Consider the following 21689-nt stretch of genomic DNA (forward strand, 5'->3'; position numbering starts at 1 on the left):
GGCTTAAAAATTATACATGATAAACCTTACAGAATACGAAGAACACGTAGATAACGCCATTAATTTTATGTGGGAGGTCCTCCCCGATGTTCTCATGGCCATTATTCTCCTGGTTGTAGGACTATGGGTCGTAAAAATGATCAACAGGCTGGTTGGCAAATTTTTCGATAAAAAAGATTACGATCCTGCGCTGGAGTCGTTTCTCCAAAGCTTTATTAAGATCGCCCTGAAGATAATTTTGTTTGTCCTGGTGATTTCCCAGCTGGGCGTTCAATCCTCCTCCCTGGTTGCCATTATTGGTGCGGCCGGTTTAGCGGTTGGACTGGCATTGCAGGGATCGCTTTCTAATTTTGCAGGGGGTGTCCTCATACTCATCTTTAAACCCTTTAAAGTAGGCGACTGGATTTCTGCCCAGGGTGCAGAGGGAACCGTAAAGGAAATCAATATATTCTATACCAAGCTCAACACCTTTGGCAACCAACTGGCTATAATTCCCAACGGGCAATTGTCCAATGATAATGTAATAAATTACAGCGCCGAGCCTATCCGTCGAGATAAGGTTACTGCAGGTATTGGTTACGGTTCTGATATTAAAAAAGCAAGGGAGATCTTATTGCAGATCTGTAAGGACCAAGGAAATATTCTACAAGACCCCGCCCCCATGGTGGTAGTGGGAGAACTGGCAGACAGTTCCGTAAACCTCAGCCTGAGGTACTGGGCTAAACTGGAAGATTTCTGGGATGCGCACTGGTATGTGATGGAAGAGATGAAGTACCGCTTTGATGAAGCCGGTATCGAGATCCCTTTCCCGCAACGCGATGTTCATATGATCAAAGAATCCTGATTACATCCCGATAAGTGTAAAGTTAAACCCCGGCAGCAATAAAGTGACCGGGGTTTTATTTTACTTGGATTTGGATTTTTTTCCCTGGAGTATAAAGTCTTTCAGGTAGTAAGGTTCAAAATAAGCCAGGTCTTCAAACAGGCCTTTTTCGTAGCGCTCATAGGAGAGTCCGGTCATCTCGCGGGCAGACGGTACTAATGAATCGCGATATTCAAAATTAGCATCATTAAAAAGCTCCTTGCATTTCTGCGCCCCGCTGCCGGGCAGGTAAACCTTTCCTTTGTTCACATATTCCGTGTATGAATTTTCATTGAGAACTTCGGCCTTTGTCTCCCGGATCTCTACGTAATTATGATCAAGGACCTTAGAATAGACTTCCATTCTCCGTGCGTCCAGCATAGGGATGATAAGACCGGATTCTACACGGACCTGCCTTGCCAGGCTATCCAGGGTTGCGATCGCCAGCAGGGGAATATCCAGGGCGAAACAGAGTCCTTTTGCGGCAGAAACACCGATACGCAAACCGGTATAAGACCCGGGGCCTTTACTTACGGCCACAGCATCCAGGTCAGACAATTTCTTACCGGCCGTCTTTATCACTTCTTCTATAAAATAGTGCAGTTGTTCTGCATGGGAGTATCCTGCACTGTTCTCTTCTTTGAGAGAAAGCAAGTTCCCGTCTTCCGCCAGGCTTACCGAGCAATTGGTAGTGGCAGTCTCTAAATTCAGTATCAGCGCCATAATGGCTGCAAAGATACACTAGTTTAGGACAATCGGAAGCCCAAAATAAAAGTCGAGCACCTTGATCCTGAAGATATAATCATACTTGGTCCTGATTACTTCGGCTTCTGCATTATCCAGGCGGGATTGTGCCTGGCTGAAATCAAAGGCATTCATCAGTCCAACTTCGAATCGATCCCTGGAATACTCCAGCGCCAATTTACGGGCCTCCAGTGTCTTCTGCGCAGCTTCATAAGCTTTTGCAGCATTCTCCACATCCACATAAGCCTGGTTCACATTGGATTCCAGGTCTAGTTTATCTTGTTCCAGCTGCAGTTTTGCACGCTGCACATCGATCTGCGATCGCTTGATATTGTTGCGGGTGGCAAAACCGTTGAATATGGGAATATTCAGTTGTGCACCATAGGAGACCCCGTCATTTAACCATAATTGATCCTTAAACCCGATTTTCTCCCCGGTGAATGGATCCCTGGTCTGGTCAGAGTACCTGGTGTTGTAGTTAAAGAATGCTCCAAGAGTGGGATACAACGCCCCCCTGGCGATCTGCAGGTCCTGTTCGGCCAGGTCTACCCGCGACTCGGAGAATTTAATGTCATTCCTGAAAGTCATCGCCTTATCAAAGATGGTTTTTGGACTATTGGTTAGTACTTCTGCCGGTGGCACGTTAAAATCCTCTTCGGCAATATCAAAATTCTGGTAATCAGTAATCTGCAGTAATTGTGCCAGGTTAATCCTGGAGATTAATACCTGGTTCCGTGCATTGACGATCTGCTGTTCCAGGCCTGCTATAGTAGCCTGTATTTCAACCAGGTCGCCAAGAGGGTTTACCCCGGAATCTACCAGTTCCTGTGTCCTTTTTAAATCCTGTTCAGTCACCGCGTACTGCGCCCGGATCACTTTAAGGGTCTCTTTATTAGAAAGTACCTGCAGGTAAGCAAATGCCACATTAAGCCGTATATCGTCCACGAGATCTTTTAGGCGGTACTGACTGGCAATGATATTCAGTTTGGCCCTGTTAATCCGGTACAGGTTCCTCATCCCATCAAAGATGGTTACCGAAGAAGTGACATTATTGGAAGCCGAGAATATGGTCCCGGTTACCAGGTTATTCGTGGTGGGATCCAGGATAAGACCGGTACTGGCCGTGGTGCTGAGCTGGGCATTGAGGCTGGGCATCAGGTTACCGTAAGCGTCGCTCTTATCGATCTGGGCATTCATCAGGTCCAGTTCAAATTGTTCTATGCTCAGGTTATTCTCTATGGCATAGGTTACACATTCTTCCAGTGTCCATCGTTTCATCTGCCCGCTGCTGACTACCGCGTTCAGCAAAAACACCAGGAGTAACCATACACTATTGTTGTATACTGTTTTCATAGGTACTTGTTTCTGCGATCGATTAATCAATTGAGTTCTCCTCTTCATCTTCATCCCCTATTTTAATAGGTTCTGTCTTATTCCATATTTTCACCTCGTCAGATTCCGTGATCCCGGAAAGCACTTCAACGTTTACCCCGTCAGAAATCCCTATCTCTATATCCCTGCGTTCAAATTCCTGGTCGCCTACAGCAACCTCGACGTATGGATCATCGGTCTTTTTGTCAAACTGCAACAGGGCTTCAGGAATCACCAGTACACTATCTCTTTTTTCCAGTACTAATGAAGCATTGGCACTATAGCCTGCCCTGATCAGGAAATCGTCTTCAATATTTACATCTCCCTCAATTTTGAACTGTACCGCACCGGCTTCTTCAATTCCTTTAGGAGCGATAAAACGGAGCTTGGCATCAAATTTCTTATCCTCGATGGCACCCAGGCTGATCTCTAACGGCATACCTAGTTCCAGTTTCCCTACTTCTCCTTCATCTACTTGTCCTTCAAAGATCATCTTACCGAGGTCTGCAATAGTGGCTATAGTGGTACCATCGTTGAAGTTGTTACTCTGTATCACCTGGTCACCTTCCTCGACCGGGATCTCCAGGATAGTACCGTCCACGGTGGCCCGGATATTGGTATTTGCGCTGGATGAACCCCCGGCCGATCCTCTTCTGATGATCTGGTAATCCGCCTTGGCGTTTTCCAGCTCCTGTACAGCCTGATCATATTGAAGTTTCAGGTTGTTAAAAGCCTGACTAGAGATCACCCCTTTGTCAAAGAGTTTCTTGTTACGGTCAAATTCGATCTTGGAATTCGCCAGTGCGATCTCGGCATTCCGCACTCTTCCCTGGGCCTGGTTCAGTGCCTGTTCATTGGGAACTACCTTTATGGTAGCGATCAGGTCACCTGCTTTTACTTCGGCGCCTTCTTTCATGTAGATCTTCTCAAGAATCCCTGATATCTGCGGCTTGATCTCCACCTCGTCTTCCGGGATCACCTTTCCTGTCGCTACGGTCTTCTGTTCTATATCTGCAATAAAAGGGGATTTTGTTTCATAGGTGATGGCCGATTTACTGTTGGTCTGCACAAACCACGCGGCTGCCCATAAGGCTCCTAATATCAAAATACCCAGGAGTACGTATTTCATGATTTTTTTCATCTCAGTTGGTTTCTAATCGTTATTTCTATTAATTATTATTCTTCTCTTAATGCGTCTATCGGTTTGATGCTTACCGCCCGCTGTGCCGGGATGAGCCCGATAAGGGTCCCCAGTATCACCATTATAGCAAGAGCGGCTAAGACCAATGGTATAGGCACCGTAGGATTGTTATAGGGGAAATCGATATCCTGGGTGGCGTTATTTATGCCGGCCAGTACTAAAGCCCCTAGTATGATCCCTATGACCCCGGATAAGAGGGTCAACACCACAGATTCCATGATGATCTGGTTACGCACCTCTCGTGGTGTGGCCCCTAGGGCTCTTCTTACTCCCAACTCTTTGGTTCTTTCCTTTACGGAGATCAGCAGTATATTCCCAATCCCGATCACCCCGGCCAGGATGGTTGCGATCCCCACGATAAGTGAGAGGAAGGTGATCCCCTTGGAAAAACCAATGATCTTGTTAAAGATCTCCCCCAGGTTAAACGATCCAAAAGCCCTTTCATCTTCCGGGTGTACTTTGTGAATATTCTTTAGTACGGCTTTTACATCTTTTTCCACCTGTATCACATCGGCATCGTTATAGGCTGCAATTGAAAACCACATCACATCGTCACCGGTATTATACAGTTTACGGTAAGTGGTGAAAGGGATAAATATGTCACCATCGCCTTCAAAGCCGCCACCCGGCACAAACTTATGAACGCCTACCACCTGGAAGTATACCTTATCAATCCGGATATACCCTCCTATGGGATCTTCATCTTTGTCAAAAAGTTCTTTCTGGGTACGCTCGCCAATAACACATACCTTACGGGCCTGTTCTATATCCTCGTCATTGAGGAACCGGCCATTGTCATATATTTTCTTAGTGGAGATCTTCGTGAAATCGGGGAAGTCGCCATAGACCGTGTAGTTGCCGGTTGTTCCGCCACGACTGATATTGGCCTGAGGGGTACCAAAGAACCCACGTACATTCCTGGGGGCAATGGTCTCGATTTCGGGAATACGGTTTTTAAGCACCTGCACATCCCCTAACTTTAATTGTATAGGGCGGCCGGTTTTAAAACCTGCATATGGCATACTGGTATTTTGGGCCCAGGCAAACATACTGTTGATGGCCACGGTCTCAAATGCCTCTTCAAACCCATTATCCATACCTTTTGCAGCACCGGAAAGGGCGATATATATAAAGATCCCCCAGGTAACCCCAATCACGGTAATAATGGTTCGCACCTTGTTCTTACGGATAGAGCCGTAGATTTCCTGCCAGGTATTTCGGTCAAATAAGAACTTCATATTATTCGTCTCTAAGGGCTACAATAGGTTTGATCTTTGCTGCACGGTTTGCGGGTACATAGCCGGCAATGGCTCCAAAAATGATCAGGGCTATCGTGGCAAATATGGCGGTGCCTGTATTGATATAAGGATCAGTGATGAAATAATCTTCCAGGGTATCGCCGAGTGAACTTAATAAGGCAACTCCTAATAACATTCCGGTAAATCCTGAAATTGTGGTTATAAACACGGATTCCAATAAAATTGTGCTAATGACATTCCCGGGGGTAGCACCCAGGGCTTTACGGATTCCCAGCTCCTTGGTTCGTTCCTTGACCACGAATACCATGATATTACTGATCCCTATGATCCCGGCGATAATGGTACCAAAGGCCACGAATGCCACGATAAGCTGCAGCACACCCGCAAATTGCTGGTTTTGCTGCAATGCATCGGCCATATTCCGGATGAAAATGCCGTTCTCATCGTCCGGGGCTATATATTTCTTCTCTTTAATAAAACGCTCAAGGCTCCTCTCAAACGCCATGGCTCCCGTATAACCGATCTCCGGCTTAAAACCTACTATGAACTGGTCTATTTTATCATTGTTCATTTCCAGTAACTGCCGCGTGGTATACGGAAGGTAGATCATCCGCTCTTCGTTGTCCCCCCCGTCATCCTGGAAGACCCCTATCACTTTGAACATACTGCCTCCTATATCGATGAATTTCCCGAGGGCTTCCTCATCGTCAAAAAGATCCTGCTCCACTAGCCGACCTATGACTGCATACTTAGTCTTATCTGCGATATCCAGGGTGTTCAGGTAACGCCCTTTCATCATGATGGTCTTTTCGGCAAACTGGTGAGATTCACCAACCGCGCGAGTGGTATAATTATTAGATTCCGACTTGTAACGTACCAGTGATCCCCTGGTGATCCTGGGCGTAATGTACTCCAGCACCATGGGGAAATTCTTTTCAATATCCGCCAAATCGCTGTTGTCAAACTCGATTTGCCTGTCAGATTTATACCCTTTATAAGGTTCCGATGTACGGCCGGGGAAAAAGAAAAATACGTTGGTGGCGTCGTCCTGGAAGAATTCGTCAAATGTATTGATCAGCCCGTTACCAAAACCGAAGAGGGAAACAAAAATGAAGATACCCAGGGCTACGGTAAAGCCCGAGAGGAAGGTCCGCAGCTTGTTCTTGCGGATGGTTTCAAAGATCTCTTTCCAGTTATCCCTACTGAACATAATCCGCAGCTCTTACTTGTTTCACTTTCTTATCCTCTACGATCACCCCGTCCTTTAGGTGGATGATCCGTTTACACATATGTGCGATATCTTCTTCATGGGTGACCACCAGGATGGTATTCCCTGCATCGTTAATCTTCTGTATCAGGTCCATGACCTCGTAAGAAGTGGTGCTGTCCAGGGCGCCGGTAGGTTCATCTGCCAGTAATAACTTGGGTTCTGCAGCCATGGCCCGTGCGATAGCAACCCGCTGTTTCTGTCCCCCTGAAAGTTCATTGGGCAGGTGAGTCGCCCATGGCTTAAGACCTACCTGCTCAAGGTATTTCAAGGCTTTCTCATTGCGCTCTTTACGCCCCATGCCCTGGTAATACAAGGGCAGGGAAACATTCTCCATGGCGTTCTTGTAATTGATCAGGTTAAAAGACTGGAATACAAAGCCCAGGAATTTATTGCGGTATTTAGCGGCCTTGGTTTCGTTCAGGTTTTTAATAGGGATCCCGTCCAGGACGTACTCCCCGGAATCGGCTTCATCCAGCATGCCCAGGATGTTCAGCAGGGTGGATTTTCCGGAACCCGATGATCCCATGATGGCCACGAGTTCGCCATCCTCGGCTTTAAAATTGATTCCTTTAAGAACATGAAGGGAATTGCTTCCCATTTTATAGGACTTGTGGAGGTCTTTTATTTCGATCATTGGTCTGCGCTGTTTGCTCCGGATCTGCTGTCGTCTGAAATGGCAGGAAGTACACCAAAAGGCTTCGGGTGCCCCGGATTTGACAATAAGACTAAAGAAGACCGAAAAAGTTACAGGATATTACGATTTTTTTTAATCCGCTATCCTGATCAACATCAGCCCGGTAAAAAATTCCTCGAAACAAGCAATGGGAATAATGAGACCTGCTCAGGCTCTCATCTTCCTGTATATGAAGTAAAATAATCCACCTACGAGGATATACGGGATAGCCATAAGGTAAACGATGCCGTTATTGATGCCCTCGGCAACTTCGGTATTATCGCCGCTTTCCAATACTGCCCGGCACATGGCACATTGGGCAGAGACCTGGTCCGGGACCAAAAGAAACAACAATAAAATACCGCCCACTAATGGCTTAATCCAATGGTGACTTGCACTTATCTTTCTAATCTCGTACATCTTAAAATACATAATAGGGCGATATCATTAAATAAACAATAACTCCGCTAACAGCTACGTAGAACCAGATTGGAAAAGTGATCCGTGCCAGTTTGCGATGCGATTCATAATTCCCGAGGTAAGCCCTGGCATAAGTTTTCAGGACTAAGGGGATGATGGCTATAGACAGTATAATATGGGTAATTAGGATAAAATAATAAAAATATCGCACAACTCCTTCTCCCCCGTAGTCGGTGGATTCTGATGTCATATGGTAGGCCACGTACATTACCAGGAATAACACAGAAAGGGCAATACAGCTATTCATCAGGTTCTGGTGCATCTTCCGATTGCCGCTTTTTATAGCCCATAGCGCCAGGAGCAGGAGCACCGCAGTGATACCGTTAGTCGTAGCATAGATGGGTGGCAGGAACCACAATGGTTCTGCTCCGGGAATCTTGACACCAAACAAGATAGCTACCACAAGGGGCACCAAAATGGAGACGATAGTGATCCACCTGTTTAATCTTTTCTCTCTTAGCGCAACCTGGTCCATCTTATTCTTCTAAAAGTTTCTGTATATCTTCCTGCAGCATGGTGATCTGTTCCGTCTCCCCATGGTCATTGGTCTGCTGCTCCGGGGTAATAGCTCCCCGGTAATAGATAATGGGGTTTCCGAATTTATCTTTCCGCGACCTGATATACCCTTCTTTATCGATCAGGGCAAATAATCCTGAATGTTCAAAACCGCCGGGCACATCTGCCGCCTCTGCCGCAAATATATTAAAGCCCTCGTTGGCTAGCTTATAGATATCTTCCCGGTCACCGGTCAGCAGGTGCCAGTCCATATCCGTAATACCGTACTGTTCTGCATAAGCTTTCAACACTGAGGGGGTGTCGTATTCGGGGTTAATAGTAAATGATGCAACACCAAATTCGTCATATTCCCGGAATTGGTCCTGCAGCGAAACCAGGTTTCGGTTCATAATAGGGCAGATCGATGGGCAGGAGGTAAAAAAGAACTCCGCTATATACACCTTTCCCTTGTAATCTTCGTTGGTAATCAATAGACTGTCCTGGTTTCGGAACGCAAAAGGAGGCACCTTCCTCCGTTCGCCATTGCGCATTACATAGGCCAGTACATCCGGATCATTCTCTTTACTCATCCGGTCGTTTTCTACAATATCACTCCCTTTAATTCGGTCTACAATACGCGGAATAAAGATGATCCCAAAAACAAGGACCACCAGGGAGACCCATATGTATGTATAATTCTTCTTCTGCATCACTTCTGCCTGTCGGCATTATTTTTCTTGAGGGCAAGACGGTATTCGGCTAGTATAACCTTGACATCATCCTCCATTTTATTATTCAACTCTGCAACGGAAATAGCGTTAAAGCCGTATTTTACTCCTTCATCTTCATCATCTGTCCGCCCCCTCAGTTTCCTGTCCTTGTCTATGATAAAGACATAGGGTGTACCCAACTTCTCATCGAGCTGTAGGTTGGTCTCCAGGGAATTAAAAATACGGTTGATTTCCGCTTCATCCCCGTAAACGAAATTCCATTTACTGATATCCACCAAGGCGCCGAGATCCTTTTTCAATTCTTCTACTTTCTCCTCGGATCCTTCTGGAACCAACATTACCATCTGGAAATCGACGAATTCGTAAAAGGGCTTGTATATTTTCTGGTTCAGGTTAAACGCATTCCCCTTCTTGTATTCCAGGTCTGATCCCAGGAATCCGAGAATTGTGATCTTGTCCCGAAAAGTAGTCCCCGGGTCAAGTGCGCTTACGTCCTCGATATTTTCAGTAAGAACCGGTAATCGTCCAAAACGATTTACTCCGGAGGCAAAAAAGAGATACGCGACCAGCGGGAAGATGAATAAAACAACTAAGACGATCGTCTTTTTCATATGCACTGCAAAAATAAAAAAGACGGTTGTGAAACCGTCTTTTGATACTGTTAATAAAGTCTTAGAAATTCCACTTTACAAAGCCGTCCTTATACACGGTATAAATATAATCCGCCTCAAAGAGAAGGATAAAGATCAGGTAACAGACCAGGAAAATAGGAGTCCATACGATCGCTCTCCTCAGTGAGCTTTTCTCGTCCCTGAGGTGCATAAAATCCCATGCGATATAATAGGCTTTAACCAGGGTCAAGATAATAAAGATCCAGTTAAGCAACTTCATCCCAATAAAATACTTATGCGTCAGGATATAAGGCTTGGTAATACCTAATATCACCTCCACAGCAGTCACCAGGGTTAAGAAGATGAGCACGCCCCAGATCTTCTGGGTGTTCGACTTAAACTTCAGACGACCTCTGAAAATAGCAAGTTTGTGTTCGTGTGCCATGACAATTATTATATGTTTTATTTCCCGAAAACCGGGGAACGATTATACCAAATAGAAAAATGTAAATACAAATACCCATACAAGGTCTACAAAGTGCCAGTAAAGACCAACCTTCTCTACCATCTCGTAATGTCCCCTGCGCTCATAGGTACCCAGGATCACGTTAAAGAAAATAATGATGTTGATCACTACACCGGAGAAAACGTGGAATCCGTGGAAGCCGGTGATAAAAAAGAAGAAGTCTGCAAACAACCTGCTACCATATTCGTTACGAACCAGGTTAGCCCCTTCTACAACGATCCGTGCATCCTTTATCTTTTCCAGCGACTCTTCCCTGGTCAGCAGTGTTTTTTCCTGCTCATCGGTCAGCAACTCTGTCCTGATAAGGATGTTGGAATTACTTTTAAAACCCTCAACAACTTCATTCAGGGAGTAAGAAGGAAGAGAACTCTCGTCCCCGTAATACCAAACTCCGTTCTGTTCCAGGTGTTCCTGTCGAACATCGGGAATACTGGCGGCAAAATCGCCCAACGCAGCACGCTCGCCGGTATCGGCATTGACAAATTGCAGGATACGACCACCCTTGGTCTCCAGTGCACCGTAATCTCCCTTAATAAATGTTGCCCATTCCCATGCCTGTGATCCAACGAAGATCGCTCCCCCGATAATGGTCAGGAACATATACAGTACCACCTTGGATTTCTTCATATGGTGCCCGGCATCAACGGCCAGTACCATAGTTACAGAAGACATGATCAGGATGAATGTCATAAAAGCCACGTAATACATAGGATAGTTCCCATGGAAAAATGGTACGTGGGTAAAAACCTCATCGGCTATAGGCCAGGTCTCGATAAATTTAAATCTGGAAAAACCGTATGCCGCAAGGAAGCCCGAAAATGTCAGGGCATCGGACACGATAAAGAACCACATCATCATTTTACCGTAACTGGCACCGAGGGGCTTGTTGCCGCCTCCCCATACATTTTCTTCCGCAGCCGGAGTAACCGAAGTATCCATAAAGTCTTTTTAAGAATATATTGGCAAATTTACATTTTTTTCCAGCAAACAAAAGTCCAAATCCCTAGGAAAACGAACTTTTGTCGCTTTTGTCAATTAAAGAAATAGAAAAATAAAATCAGGTACAGCCAAAGCAGGCCCAAAAAGTGCCAGAAGGTGATCCCTAACTCCATCCCTAATAAGTTTCCATTGGCGTATTTACCATTCACCTGGCTGTACATTACTACCCCCAGTGAAATGAGCCCTGCCACTACGTGAACGATATGCACCATGGCAATCAGGAAAATATAAGACATGGTGATACTACTGGTTGGACCGGTGAAATAATACCCCTGGGCCACCATTTGTGAAAAGCCGACAAACTGCAGTGCAATAAACAACAGCCCCAGAGCTAAGGTAGCAATCAACCATCTGGTACTCGCACCCTTTGCTTCCCTGGCCTGGCTTCGCTTAGCGAAATGATAAGTGAAGCTACTGATCAGGATAATAACCGTACTGATAAAGAAGGCCGAGGGCAGTGTCAGGTCCTGCAGCCAATCTTCCCTGCTGCTACTAACGATGTAGGCACTCGTCCAACCGGCAAAACCCATGATAAGGCTGACCATCCCGAACCACAACATCATTTTCTTTGCACGGGCATTCTTCTCTTGTGCGGTTCCTTGTGTTAAATCCATGTCCATAAAAATTTATCGATGACATATACCACCTGCATCAGGGTGATGTAACTCACACTGGCGAGCATCAGCTGCCGTGCAGAAGTATTGTCTCTTTTATTGTATAATCTGAAGGCAAAAAACAACATCACCAATCCCATCAGGAAAACGATGATTCCGGCGGTCACTGACAAATGCAATTTACCGGTGAATCCGAAAACCGGGATTATAGAAATCAGGATCATCCAGAAGGTGTAAAATATGATCTGGAAGGCTGTTCCCCTGTCCTTTTTAGCTGTTGGTAACATTTTAAATCCACCCCTTTTGTAATCATCATGAAGCATCCAACCCAGGGCCCAGAAATGTGGGAACTGCCAGAAGAACTGTATCATGAAAAGGGTGCCGGGCTCTATACCAAATTCGTCCGTAGCCGCAACCCACCCCAGCATAAATGGGATAGCACCCGGGATTGCCCCCACGAAAACCGAAAGCGGCGTAACCGTTTTAAGAGGTGTATACACACTGGTGTAAAGAAAGATAGAGATAGCGCCGAACATGGCGGTTTTAGGATTTAAAGTGTATAAGGCCACCAATCCCAGTACAGTCATGAACATCCCCAGGAATAATGCTGTATTTACACTCATTCTTCCAGCGGGGATCGGCCGGTTCTTGGTGCGCTTCATCAGGGCATCAAGATCTCTTTCAATGACCTGGTTAAAAGCATTAGAGGCACCAACGAGGCAATAGCCACCAAAAGCGAGGAGCAGCAATGCCAGGCCGGATATCTCGGTTGCGGCTAGCAGGTATCCCGCAATAGAGGAGAAAACCACGCTGATCGCCAACCTGGCCTTAGTGATTTCCTTAAAGTCGGCCAATGTCATCAACCAGGTTATATTTTTTGCCGCACCGATCGCAGTCTTCATGCGTTAATTTTGAGTGTGCAAAGATAACACCCAATTGATTTGTTTGCAATCTTAAGCAGTTGTTTATCGCTTCTTTATACAATGCGTTGAGGCTATACTAAGTACACTATAGTAATCAGTTGAGGAAATACCATAAAAAAACCCCGGCACTGCTGCCGGGGTCCTGGTATTATAAAGATAATTCTTATTGTAATTTAAATGTGATCGGGATACTGAAAGGAACCCTTACCGGGCGACCCCTTTGTTTTCCGGGAGTCATTTTAGGTAATTTTTCGATGATCCTCAGCGCTTCTGCCTCCAGGTTCTTGTCCGGTCCTCGGTAACGAATGTTCCCAATACTACCGTCTGTCTGGATCGTGAACATCACGTTTACCCTACCTTGAATTCCCATTTCCTGGGCGATTTCAGGGTAACGGAAGTTACGACGGATATGATCCTGCATTTTTTCGTTAAAACATGCTCTTTTATCTTTTGCACCCTCACATCCCGGGAAAACAGGCACATCCTCGATCACTGCGAAGGGTACATCTATATCTTCATCCATCTCATCCACTTCTACGTCTTCCACCTCGATAACTTCTTCTTCTTGGCTGGTTTCCGTAGACTCGATCACTGTTTCCTCTACCTCCTCTTCATCTTCAACAACCTCGATAACTTCGGGTGCAGCAGGTGGTGGTGGTGGTGGAGGTGTCTTGATCTGTTCGGTCATCGGTACTTCCTCATCAAGTTGATCTTCGACATTAAGAGATATATCGTAATTCTGAACTTCATCATACGTTTTCCACTCAAGTGCCACGTAGACCAATGCCATCACGAGCGCAAGCCCTAATACGAAGTAAAGGCTGCTATTTCTTCTCAAGTCAGCTTTTGGATTCTTTTTGGGTTCCATACATTTTGGTTTAGTGTTCGCTAATTTAACTATTTTATTACTAATCCTGCAATTAAATTTTCCACTTTAACTGCCGGTTTCCGGAAAAAAGAAGCTTTAAGAAAGCTGTACCGGTAAGCGCCCCGATGGCATTGGCAATTCCATCCGCCAATTCCCCACTGCGCCAGGTCGTGTAGGTACTTTGTAATACCTCAATAATTATACCAAACAGCAGTGAGAAAAGAAAAGAAACTAGTAAGGCTTTAGAGAAACTCAATGTACCCCTGCTGCGCTCACGGAGCGCAAATCCGAGCGCGATAGCGGCCACGGAATAGAATACAAAATGAACCAGCTTGTCCATAAACGGAATGCTTATCTCATCGTCTACTGATGAAAAAGAAAAAAAGCTGAGCAGTGTTATCATCACCATCCAGCTTATAAATGCTATAGTATATTTGTAAGTGTTAAGCACCTACCAACTCCTTGTAATCATCAGCAGACATCAAACCGTCTACTTCACTGCTATCGCTCATTTTCACTTTGATCATCCACCCTTCTCCGTAAGGATCAGAATTTACTTTCTCCGGCTCGTCCTCCAGTGATTCATTAAATTCTACGATAGTCCCGCTTAAAGGCAGGAAAAGGTCAGAAACAGTCTTCACCGCCTCAACGGTTCCAAAAACTTCCTCCTGATCCAGGGTCTCATCAAGGGTCTCCACTTCTACGTATACGATATCACCCAACTCTCCCTGGGCAAAATCAGTAATACCTACGGTGGCCACATCGCCCTCGATACGGATCCATTCGTGGTCCTTGGTATACTTAAGTTCTGACGGTATATTCATTTTACTTTGTTTTGCTTAGGTGGCAAATGTAATTGTTTCTTCTAAAGTTTTCAAAAATGCACAAAGGAAATACGCGCTAAGATTCAGCACGTCATCATCCACCTGCAATACCTCATGTGGTTGCCTAGTTTCCGAAATTATAGCGGAGTGTGAAACCGGTATTGATCGTGGTCTGCGGGAATGCAGTGGATACGGCAAATTGTGAAAAGGAATGATCGTAAAAGAACAACGCATTCAGGTTTTTACTCAGGGCGTAATCTGCAGTAAACTTCACGGATAATAAATTCTGCCCGGAGGTGATCTGGTTATTGTCTATATCCAGGCTACGGATAATTGTGATATTGTCTCTCAGAGTTACATCCGCTTTAAGGTTAAGATCCCCCTTAAGTCGTTGTTTTTCACCACCGATATTGGTGACAAATTGCACATCCTTAAACCTGTACCCCAGCCCCACCGTGTATTCCTTTCCATTGATCTCCGTCATCAGCTGGTTATCAAAACTCAGGGAAAGCGCACGGTCTGTACGAACTTCCGCCAGCACGCTCAACGAACTTTTAGTTTCAAAATCAACGCGCATCAGAGGGTTAAACTGGTCGGTCAGGACCACGTTATTGATCAGCAACTCAGGTTGAAGATCACCGGTGTCTGCGTCAAATTGGTTATTCTGCCGCTCCAGGTTAGTCTGGAAGGAGTTAATACTGTAGGCTGCCCTGTAGCCATGGCTTAAAGAAAAACGGGTGAATTTCTTACGGAACCATTGGTTACGCATTAAACCGGTATACTTTATGTTCCAGTTCGGGATAGGAATATCCCTGAAGGCATCCAGGTTAACCCGGTCTACATCCTGCCCGGTATAGGCCGCAAAGAATGCAGGTAACAATACTTCCTGGCTGGATTTTCCATACCTCAGCGGGAACCCATCTTCATCCAGTCCTTCATCCGTACCACTGCGGTCAGAAAGCAAGCGGTTTGCAATGGTGATTCGGTTTTCTTTAAAGGTCTCAAAGTTTATGGATTCTGTCTCATCACTGGTATTAAAAAAAGTACTGATCATTACCGTAGAGATGCTGAAATTCCCGTTGGTATTCGGCGTTTGTACGATGTATTCACCGTCCTCAATGTCAAAATTCTCCCTGAGGCTTTCAGAATACTGCCGGTCTGCAGACAGGTCTATGGTGAGATCCTGCATAGGCTGGGCCGTAGCCGTAAGGTTCAGCTGGGTGTTTTTCTGGCGGATGAACTGTTCGTTATACCCATCAAAATCGGTCAGCCATCCATTTCGTGCTGCCTGGAACCTCACATCGGCCTGGCTTCCAAAAACAAAGCCCAGGCTTGGCTTGGTGGTACCGATAAAACCTATAGATGGCAGGTAACCGGGAAGTACTTGCCCATTGTTCTCACTGTAATTTGCATTAAATCGCTTGATCATGGTGACCACGTCTATCAGGGCATTTCCGAAGCCGGAGCTCTTCTTGTTACTATCCTGCTGACCTGCTGCCGGCCTCCCCGCTTTGTCTCGCCTTGCAGGGGCTCTGCCGGACACGGCTTTACTTCCCTTCTTCTTTAAACCAATCTTATCGTAGAAGCGCTGCATACTTAATGAAGCCGTCAGGTTGTGGGTATTGGCATTCTGTACGGTGTTGACATCGTTACCGACCACTTCGCGGATAGCGTCCCCTCCGCGCTGCCATTCAAAATTACTGGTATAGGTGTATTGTGCATTGATAAAGTCGAGTATCGGTATTTTACTGAGCGGTAATTCATAGTTGAGCTGCAGCTGTTGGTTGTGCCGGTTGGGGTCCCCTACATCAAAGAACCCATCCCATAGGGTGAGGGTCGGATCAATGATGGGCTCCGGAGCATCAGGGTCCTCGAAATAATTTCTAACAATACGGTTATTGGAAGCGGTCAGGTTGAGTCTGAGCGACTTTGTCAGGCTATAGTTTACCGCATACTGCCAGTTAAACTGGTAGTTACGCTGTTGCAACAAAGGTAGTTCCAGCCGATCCACTCCGGGCTCTAACACGTCACGGAACCTTTGCTGGTTCAGCTGCCGGTCTATATTGGATTGTAATGCAATGCTGGCCGGAAGCACGTTAAAATTAAGTTCTTTTAACCACTGCCAGTATTTACCGGTTAAGAGAGAATCCTTCTTAGCAAATGGGGCTACTTCGGCAGGCTTAAAATTATGATTGTACACAAAACCGGTGGCCACATCCTGGTCTCTCAAGCTCTCGATCTCAAAATCGCGGTGATCGGTTTCATTATAGGAATAGTTAAAGGTAAAGTTCTCTACGTCGTAGAAATTAGCTTCTGCTTCATCTCCCCTGTTTTTCCTGACCCCTATAAAATTGATACTGGTTCTCTTGGTATAATCCTCGGCCTGTTCCCTGATCTCATCAGCTACCTCTGCCGTAGGCGCAGCCGCGATCCTGTCCTCCAATTTCAGGTCGTCGTAAACCGGGTCAAATTCCGGGGTGATCAATTGCTCAGAAATACCGTAATTGAAAGGGATCTGAAGGTTCCATTGTGGTGGCAATAGCTGTCCCAGCTCTACATTGGTCACTACGTCATAAGCCACCGCATCTTCCCTGGACCGTTCATTCGGCATCTGGTCAATAGCCCCGAAACCCGAAGTGCTTTTACTTCCTGTAGCCGATACATTGGCAAAATCGGCTAGGTTTGCATCCATGGCAGCCACAGCTGCCCATCCCCCGTTATTATCGAGACCGGCCAGGCGTAATTCATTAAACCAAACCTCTCCCCTAGCAGGGACATTATCAATATTCTTAACTCCAACCATCATACTCCTCAGGCTACCGAGGGATGGATTACCACGTATTCCGATACGGACACGTCCTTCGGTTCTGGGCGCATCTTCTGCCACAGGAATCACTTCCCCGTCTACCACTTCGTAAAAATTGATTTCGGTAAGGCTCTGATTCGCTATCCCAAGGGATTTCACCTTGTTCAGGTCGGACAAGGAGACTTCGAGTTCGTTGACCGAAGGCCAAATTTCCGAGGCGGTACTGGCTCCGAATGAAGTAAATTGCAGCGGCAATTCCAGCTGGTAAAAGTTTTCAGAGAAATCGGTTCCAATCCTCAGGAAGCCGACCAGGGGAGTTTCCCCGTCTGCATAATCGGTATCCACGATCTCCTCGGCATGCATGAACATTTTTATGCGTTCGTACTGCCTGATATCGATATTTACGTTTTTAAATACACCCCGTGAATCCTGGGACTCCAGGTTTTCAACCACGAAAGAAAGCGACTGCTCGTTCTGGCGGATGATTGTATTGTTATTGTTTAATTGCTCACGCAGCACTCCAGGAGGCAATACATAAGGGATTGGGATCCTCGAATTATTCTCCTCGATGTTGACGGTATTCACATCTACCACGGTGCCATCATCTGCCGGGTTATCTCCCCCCGTCTCAAGTGTCTTAGTATAATTCCTCCAGTCGCCACGCACCAGGTCCAGGGTAGCAAATCGCAATACTACATCACTGCTAAAACCGGTCATATACATCCTCATAAAACTGATGGAGCGGAAGTCAGATATTCCTCCTACGGCATCCGTGAAGTCGCTAAGCGGGATCTTGTATTGGATCCATCGGCGGTTCAGACGGTCCCCGTTAGGAAGATCCGGAGTGGTACCTTCCTTGATATCCGTCACGTATTTATCATCAATGGTGGTATTCGGTTTTATCTGTATACGGTATTCGTAGTAACTGTTGATGGTATTCATCGTCAGATCCCTGTCTACATCCTCTACATCCGGAAGCGTAGTTGACCCACGGTTGGTATTGGTCACGGTTACCGGTGAGTTTCCCTGGGGGTTATTAAAATCCCTGTATCGCTCCAGGATACCCCCTTCCCTGTTCAGGTAATAGGTGTAGTTATCCAGGGCGGGATCATCGGCCGGCCCGTTGTACCCCTGGGCTGCCTCATCAATATCGAGAAGTCCGTCATAGCCTATATCCTGCAGGCTCCTGTTGGTTTCATCGGCATCAAAAGCGTATACCAATGATTGGGTAGCGGGCACTTTACCCCAGACCGTTGGCGTAGTAAGGTCGTTACTATCTACCCCAGGTAAACCGTTTTCATACTGCTTACGACCATCGGCAAGAATATCTTCAGAGATATTCCCCAAGTTGATCACCAATTCACCCGGGCTGGTCGCTGCGCCATCCACGTAAGGATCCATTACCCAGAACTGCACAAATTCAACATTGCTCTGCTCAAAGTTGGTACTGCTGAGAGAACGCATGATTCCCGCCCATTTCTGATCCGGGGTCTCGGCTTCAAAATTATCATTGGCGTTATACGGACCTTTAACTCCCGGGAGGTAAGCCAGGTCCAGGGTGTTCTGCACCGTCGTCTGCCCCTGGGCGATATCTACCTGTGGAAATACTTCGTCTATAAAAACTCTACGTGTCTGGTTGGTAGAAATATCATTATCGGTGATTGATGCCGGTCTTTGGTTGGTATAAAAAATGGGATCTATCGTATACCAGGCCAACTTGGCACGTTCATACCCGGTCTCTAAACCGGTTTCGCCCTCATCCAGGAATTCCAGGGGGGTACTCGCCAGGGTCCACCCCAGGGAGGACCTGATATCGATCAGGGCCTGCGCTCCCTCAAAGTCGTCCAGGTAGGTGGTGGTCTCCCCCATAAAATCGGCATTCTTGGGAGAGTTTGGTTTCAGGAAGGCCACCTCTCCCCGGAGGGATAAATTAGAAGGCACATCGGTATCGATGTTTGGAAGCATGTTCACCAGGCGTGTGAGAAAGGGAATTTCCGTGGAGAAGTTCCCATTAAATCCAAAAATGGTATTGTTAACCGGCTCTACCCCGAAATTAGATTTCTGCGTCAGCGGCCGCTCGTTCAGGTTCAGCATAGTAGCACCCAGGACAAAATTCTCGTTTACCTGGTGCTCTACATTCACCCCGGTAAAGCGGCGTGTCTGCTGCCCGAAGACGGCATTGTTTTCTACCGAAATATTGATCGGTGTATTTGAAGCTTCCAGGCTTGGATCCAGGATCTGCACTGTGCCCGCCTGGTAGTTAACGGTATAATCTATCCCTTCCTGTAATTGTCTTCCGCCGGCAGTGACCCGGACCGAGCCCTGGGGAACGTTAAAGGCACCGATCGGGATGCCGTTTACCCCCTCCGACTTATAGCGTCCTTTAAGACGGAAGCGATTCTTTTCAGCATCTTCCAGGGAAGCCGCCTTGGTCTGGGCGTACATATCCCGGAAGACATATTTTCTTTGGTTTTCATTATAACCCTGGTCGTCCTGCACGTCGTAGTCACCCCCTCCTAAGAGCTCAAAGAGGTATTCCCCGAAAGGCTCCACGGTGGTAAAGATGATCTGGCCACCACGGGTATCCACGGTGATCCCAGGCACAAAATCAAAAAATCCATCCCCCCTGGGCTGTACATCATTGTAGACATTCAGCCTGTCCAGGTTAAATACGTCCAGTAGTATGCGATCTTCCAGCGGCACGGGATTATCGGGCCATCCCACATCGGGGTTCACAGGCGTGATATAGTTTCTCGGCGTAGGATCAGAATACAGTATATTCAGTTTAAAATCCTCCTGGCTCAACTGGAAAGCCCCGGTAGAATAGATATTCTTCATCATCAGATCCCAGATAGGATCGTTTACATTGGTAATATTACTTTTCAGCAATTTCACCACCAGGGTATTGTTATTGATCTGTTGTTCCGCGGCCGGGTTTACCGTGGTGGCATCTACTCCCCCATTGGCAAACTCACCTACCTGGAAAACCTGTCCATCCAGTGTATATTGAAAAGCGACCCCCAATACCTCATCATTGCTCAGTCTCTGGTTCAGGGAAATATATCCCAGCTGGGTATTTAACTGGTAATCACGGCCTTCTTCAAGCTTCCGGGCATTTTCAAGGATGGCGTAATCAAAGCCCTGGTTTACACTATAGCCCGTATTAATGTCAAACCCGCTATCAACGGTTGCGATATCCCGGATATTCTGGTTAAGTACTCCTTCCGCAGTACCGAGCAAGGCCGGGTCGTAATCGTTGGCATTGTTCCTCGGGGGCGGGTTGGTTCCACTCACGTTGAAGAATCCTGCAGGCTCACCGTTGGTCTGCCCTATCCGGGTACGTTCTTTTACTCCCTCGCCCAGGTCCTGTATGGCGACAATGTTCCGGACGTTCTGGGTTTGCTGGCTCCTGTTGGTCACCCAAACTTCCAGCCGGGTGATCTGTACCTGGCTGCGGATGTAAGGATAGTTGGCCAGGGCCTCGTTATATTGATTCCGGAAATACTGGGCCAGGAAAAAGTGCTTGTCCTCGTCGTAATCGAGAGCGGTTAGTTCAAAATCATTCAGGGTACCGCCTCCCTGCGCCACTACAGTGTTGTTCTGAGACCGCTGTTCAGAGACTACGGCAGTAACCGTGGTCTTTCCAAACTGCAGCTGTGTCTTTACCCCGAAAAGACTCTGGGCACCTGTGATCAAAGAACTGTTCAGGGGCATATTCACATTTCCGATCTCTATTTTCCGGATGATATCGTCTTCCGTAGGGGTAAAATCAAGCTTTACCAGGTTCTGGAAGTCAAAAGTAGCTTCGGTATCATAATTGGCAGTCACCTGTAAACGCTCCCCCACTTTCCCGAGCATACTCAGGCTGATCCGTTGGTCAAAGTCGAACGAAAGGTTAGTCCTGTTCCTGGGAGATAATGCAGGGTTGTCATTTTTTTGCCAGATCACGCCAAGGTCCATGGCTACGGAACCCTGGGGAATCACTTCAATTGTATTGCCTCCAAAAACCGATTCAAAGAAATTATTATTGACATAGAAGTTGGGCAGGAGGTTCTTACGGGCTTCCTCACTACCGGCTTTACGACCGGAAAAGGCATCTATCTTCTCCTTGAAGTAAGATTTCATATTTTCCTGCTCTACCAATTCCAGGTATTGTTCCGGGGTCAGTATCACAGGATAACTAATATCGTATTCTCCTACTTGCTGTGTGTATATATAACGATCCAGCTGGGGGTCATAAGTGTAGCGGGTAACAATACTTTCCGGGTCCTGGAGTTCAATCCGCCCGATAGAAAAGCCTGTCTCGGTAGAGTCGGTTTCCACTTCGGTATCCTGGGCATAGGCACCAGCCAGTGCCGCCAATAATAGTACCCAAAGATGGAGAAGCTTAAATGAAGAAGATTTAAGAATAGACGTTGCCCCTGTTTTCAAA

At 46.5% G+C, this 21689-nt stretch carries 19 protein-coding genes; 1 reads left to right on the top strand and 18 read right to left on the bottom strand.

Features of this window, described 5'->3' with window-relative positions; all coding sequences use genetic code 11:
- The first annotated feature begins 16 nt into the window (after positions 1 to 16).
- The gene (locus PP178_RS01125; protein ID WP_272592467.1) at positions 17 to 844 is read left to right on the top strand and encodes a mechanosensitive ion channel family protein; all 828 of its coding nucleotides are present in this window, start codon (positions 17 to 19) and stop codon (positions 842 to 844) included.
- Between the two features lie 60 nt (positions 845 to 904).
- Here PP178_RS01125 and tsaB read toward each other — a convergent pair whose 3' ends face one another.
- The 18 genes from tsaB to sov all read right to left on the bottom strand — a co-directional run bounded on the left by tsaB (position 905) and on the right by sov (position 21688).
- Complete coding sequence (tsaB, locus tag PP178_RS01130; RefSeq protein ID WP_272592468.1) at positions 905 to 1585, bottom strand: tRNA (adenosine(37)-N6)-threonylcarbamoyltransferase complex dimerization subunit type 1 TsaB; 681 nt, start codon at positions 1583 to 1585, stop codon at positions 905 to 907.
- Positions 1586 to 1603: 18 nt separating this feature from the next.
- Entirely contained in the window at positions 1604 to 2959 is a 1356-nt protein-coding gene (locus PP178_RS01135; protein WP_272592469.1) for a TolC family protein, read from the bottom strand.
- Positions 2960 to 2981: 22 nt separating this feature from the next.
- Positions 2982 to 4118, bottom strand: coding sequence for an efflux RND transporter periplasmic adaptor subunit (locus PP178_RS01140; protein ID WP_272592470.1), 1137 nt, complete (start codon positions 4116 to 4118; stop codon positions 2982 to 2984).
- A gap of 35 nt (positions 4119 to 4153) precedes the next feature.
- Entirely contained in the window at positions 4154 to 5416 is a 1263-nt protein-coding gene (locus PP178_RS01145) for an ABC transporter permease (RefSeq protein ID WP_272592471.1), read from the bottom strand.
- Position 5417: 1 nt separating this feature from the next.
- Entirely contained in the window at positions 5418 to 6647 is a 1230-nt protein-coding gene (locus PP178_RS01150; RefSeq protein WP_272592472.1) for an ABC transporter permease, read from the bottom strand.
- A complete protein-coding gene (locus PP178_RS01155) occupies positions 6637 to 7341 on the bottom strand; it encodes an ABC transporter ATP-binding protein (protein WP_272592473.1) in 705 nt (234 codons plus the stop codon). The genes PP178_RS01150 and PP178_RS01155 overlap by 11 nt, the downstream gene beginning before the upstream one ends.
- Before the next feature lie 207 nt (positions 7342 to 7548).
- Positions 7549 to 7800: a hypothetical protein gene (locus tag PP178_RS01160; RefSeq protein WP_272592474.1), complete on the bottom strand. Its 252-nt coding sequence runs from the start codon at positions 7798 to 7800 to the stop codon at positions 7549 to 7551.
- A gap of 1 nt (position 7801) precedes the next feature.
- Complete coding sequence (locus PP178_RS01165; RefSeq protein ID WP_272592475.1) at positions 7802 to 8335, bottom strand: DUF420 domain-containing protein; 534 nt, start codon at positions 8333 to 8335, stop codon at positions 7802 to 7804.
- Between the two features lies 1 nt (position 8336).
- Positions 8337 to 9065, bottom strand: coding sequence for an SCO family protein (locus PP178_RS01170; RefSeq protein WP_272592476.1), 729 nt, complete (start codon positions 9063 to 9065; stop codon positions 8337 to 8339).
- Positions 9065 to 9697, bottom strand: coding sequence for a hypothetical protein (locus tag PP178_RS01175; protein WP_272592477.1), 633 nt, complete (start codon positions 9695 to 9697; stop codon positions 9065 to 9067). Before PP178_RS01175 ends, PP178_RS01170 begins: the two co-directional genes overlap by 1 nt.
- A gap of 61 nt (positions 9698 to 9758) precedes the next feature.
- Positions 9759 to 10142, bottom strand: a complete 384-nt coding sequence (locus PP178_RS01180; protein WP_272592478.1) for a cytochrome C oxidase subunit IV family protein — start codon at positions 10140 to 10142, stop codon at positions 9759 to 9761.
- 42 nt (positions 10143 to 10184) lie between these two features.
- Complete coding sequence (locus tag PP178_RS01185; RefSeq protein WP_272592479.1) at positions 10185 to 11162, bottom strand: cytochrome c oxidase subunit 3; 978 nt, start codon at positions 11160 to 11162, stop codon at positions 10185 to 10187.
- A 92-nt stretch (positions 11163 to 11254) separates the two neighbouring features.
- The gene (locus PP178_RS01190; RefSeq protein WP_272592480.1) at positions 11255 to 11836 is read right to left on the bottom strand and encodes a cytochrome c oxidase subunit 3; all 582 of its coding nucleotides are present in this window, start codon (positions 11834 to 11836) and stop codon (positions 11255 to 11257) included.
- Positions 11827 to 12738 carry a heme o synthase gene (cyoE, locus tag PP178_RS01195; RefSeq protein ID WP_272592481.1) on the bottom strand — a complete coding sequence of 304 codons (912 nt, stop codon included), beginning with the start codon at positions 12736 to 12738 and terminating at the stop codon, positions 11827 to 11829. Before cyoE ends, PP178_RS01190 begins: the two co-directional genes overlap by 10 nt.
- Before the next feature lie 184 nt (positions 12739 to 12922).
- Positions 12923 to 13627 (bottom strand): energy transducer TonB, encoded by a 705-nt coding sequence (locus tag PP178_RS01200; RefSeq protein WP_272592482.1) that lies wholly within the window; start codon positions 13625 to 13627, stop codon positions 12923 to 12925.
- Between the two features lie 52 nt (positions 13628 to 13679).
- Positions 13680 to 14030: a VanZ family protein gene (locus tag PP178_RS01205; protein WP_272592483.1), complete on the bottom strand. Its 351-nt coding sequence runs from the start codon at positions 14028 to 14030 to the stop codon at positions 13680 to 13682.
- A gap of 40 nt (positions 14031 to 14070) precedes the next feature.
- Positions 14071 to 14451: a glycine cleavage system protein GcvH gene (gcvH, locus tag PP178_RS01210; RefSeq protein ID WP_272592484.1), complete on the bottom strand. Its 381-nt coding sequence runs from the start codon at positions 14449 to 14451 to the stop codon at positions 14071 to 14073.
- A 124-nt stretch (positions 14452 to 14575) separates the two neighbouring features.
- Entirely contained in the window at positions 14576 to 21688 is a 7113-nt protein-coding gene (gene sov / locus PP178_RS01215) for a T9SS outer membrane translocon Sov/SprA (RefSeq protein ID WP_272592485.1), read from the bottom strand.
- Position 21689: the final 1 nt, after the last annotated feature.

Origin of the sequence: Zeaxanthinibacter sp. PT1 (assembly GCF_028464225.1) — a bacterium.
In the GTDB taxonomy this organism is placed as follows: Bacteria; Bacteroidota; Bacteroidia; order Flavobacteriales; family Flavobacteriaceae; genus Zeaxanthinibacter.

Bases quoted from the DNA above. Each gene is read 5' to 3' on its own strand.
- PP178_RS01165 (WP_272592475.1), bottom strand. From the start codon at position 8,335: ATGGACCAGGTTGCGCTAAGAGAGAAAAGATTAAACAGGTGGATCACT.
- PP178_RS01125 (WP_272592467.1), top strand. From the start codon at position 17: ATGATAAACCTTACAGAATACGAAGAACACGTAGATAACGCCATTAAT.
- PP178_RS01135 (WP_272592469.1), bottom strand. From the start codon at position 2,959: ATGAAAACAGTATACAACAATAGTGTATGGTTACTCCTGGTGTTTTTG.
- PP178_RS01155 (WP_272592473.1), bottom strand. From the start codon at position 7,341: ATGATCGAAATAAAAGACCTCCACAAGTCCTATAAAATGGGAAGCAAT.
- cyoE (WP_272592481.1), bottom strand. From the start codon at position 12,738: ATGAAGACTGCGATCGGTGCGGCAAAAAATATAACCTGGTTGATGACA.
- PP178_RS01190 (WP_272592480.1), bottom strand. From the start codon at position 11,836: ATGGATTTAACACAAGGAACCGCACAAGAGAAGAATGCCCGTGCAAAG.
- PP178_RS01140 (WP_272592470.1), bottom strand. From the start codon at position 4,118: ATGAAAAAAATCATGAAATACGTACTCCTGGGTATTTTGATATTAGGA.
- tsaB (WP_272592468.1), bottom strand. From the start codon at position 1,585: ATGGCGCTGATACTGAATTTAGAGACTGCCACTACCAATTGCTCGGTA.
- PP178_RS01175 (WP_272592477.1), bottom strand. From the start codon at position 9,697: ATGAAAAAGACGATCGTCTTAGTTGTTTTATTCATCTTCCCGCTGGTC.
- PP178_RS01185 (WP_272592479.1), bottom strand. From the start codon at position 11,162: ATGGATACTTCGGTTACTCCGGCTGCGGAAGAAAATGTATGGGGAGGC.
- PP178_RS01200 (WP_272592482.1), bottom strand. From the start codon at position 13,627: ATGGAACCCAAAAAGAATCCAAAAGCTGACTTGAGAAGAAATAGCAGC.
- PP178_RS01145 (WP_272592471.1), bottom strand. From the start codon at position 5,416: ATGAAGTTCTTATTTGACCGAAATACCTGGCAGGAAATCTACGGCTCT.
- PP178_RS01150 (WP_272592472.1), bottom strand. From the start codon at position 6,647: ATGTTCAGTAGGGATAACTGGAAAGAGATCTTTGAAACCATCCGCAAG.
- PP178_RS01170 (WP_272592476.1), bottom strand. From the start codon at position 9,065: ATGCAGAAGAAGAATTATACATACATATGGGTCTCCCTGGTGGTCCTT.
- PP178_RS01180 (WP_272592478.1), bottom strand. From the start codon at position 10,142: ATGGCACACGAACACAAACTTGCTATTTTCAGAGGTCGTCTGAAGTTT.
- gcvH (WP_272592484.1), bottom strand. From the start codon at position 14,451: ATGAATATACCGTCAGAACTTAAGTATACCAAGGACCACGAATGGATC.
- PP178_RS01160 (WP_272592474.1), bottom strand. From the start codon at position 7,800: ATGTACGAGATTAGAAAGATAAGTGCAAGTCACCATTGGATTAAGCCA.
- PP178_RS01205 (WP_272592483.1), bottom strand. From the start codon at position 14,030: ATGATAACACTGCTCAGCTTTTTTTCTTTTTCATCAGTAGACGATGAG.